We start from the raw sequence: 1,151 nt of genomic DNA on the forward strand, positions 1-1,151 counted from the left end.
CGGAGCTGCGAAAGGTGCTCTTCGTGCGTCGCGAGAATTTCGTTCCGCAGCGCGAAGCCGAGCCCGTGGCGTCGCCCGCGCCCGCGGAACCGATCGAGGGCTAAACGAAGCCAGGATCCATCTTGACGGCGCCTTCGAGCCAGGGCGGCGTCGGCAGGTTTTGGCTGCGCAGGAAGTCGGCGTTGAAGAGCTTCGAAGCGTATCTTGCGCCGCCGTCGCACAGCACGGTCACGATCGTATTGCCGGGACCCATATCGCGCGCCAGTCTGATCGCGCCGGCGACGTTGATTCCCGATGAGCCGCCCAGCAACAGGCCCTCCTGCTCGGCGAGATCGAAGACGATGCGCAGCGCCTCGTCATCGGGGATGCGGTAGGCGACGTCGACCGGCGCGCCTTCGAGATTGGCGGTGATCCGACCCTGGCCGATTCCTTCGGTGATGGATGAGCCTTCACCCTTCAACTCGCCGGTCGTGTAATAGGAATAGAGCGCCGCCCCGTATGGATCGGCCAGCCCGATCTTCACGTCCGGATTTCTCTCCTTGAGCGCCATGCCGACGCCGGCCAGCGTGCCGCCGGTGCCGCAGGCGCAAATGAAGGCGTCCACCCCTCCCTCCAGCGCTTCGTAAATCTCGGGCCCGGTGGTGGTGAGATGCGCGACGCGATTGGCGACATTGTCGAATTGATTGGCCCAGACGGCGCCGTTCGGCTCTTCCCTGGCGAGGCGCTCGGCGAGGCGGCCGGAAAGCTTCACATAATTATTGGGATTGGCGTAGGGAACCGCCGGCACTTCCACGAGCTGCGCGCCCTGCAGGCGCAGCATGTCCTTCTTTTCCTGACTCTGAGTCTCGGGAATCACGATTACCGTGCGAAAGCCCAAGGCGTTCGCGACGAGCGCGAGCCCGATGCCGGTGTTGCCGGCGGTGCCTTCGACGATGACCCCGCCCGGCTTCAACAATCCTTTCGCGCGGGCGTCTTCGACGATGGACAGCGCCGCGCGGTCCTTCACGGAACCGCCCGGGTTCATGAATTCGGCCTTGCCGAGAATGCGGCAGCCGGTCGCCTTCGAGGCGCCGTGCAATTCAATGAGCGGCGTGCGCCCGATGGCTTCGATGACGCTGGAGGCGACGGTCATTGATGATTCCTGGCGAGTG

General features: G+C 64.7%; 1 protein-coding gene. It reads right to left on the reverse strand.

Translation table 11 applies throughout. The features are described from left to right. Positions 1-100: 100 nt before the first annotated feature. Positions 101-1,132 carry a cysteine synthase A gene (locus Q8M88_RS17080; protein ID WP_305598354.1) on the reverse strand — a complete coding sequence of 344 codons (1,032 nt, stop codon included), beginning with the start codon at positions 1,130-1,132 and terminating at the stop codon, positions 101-103. Positions 1,133-1,151: the final 19 nt, after the last annotated feature.

The sequence above is a fragment of the Phenylobacterium sp. genome (assembly GCF_030693805.1).
Taxonomy (GTDB): domain Bacteria; phylum Pseudomonadota; class Alphaproteobacteria; order Caulobacterales; family Caulobacteraceae; genus Phenylobacterium.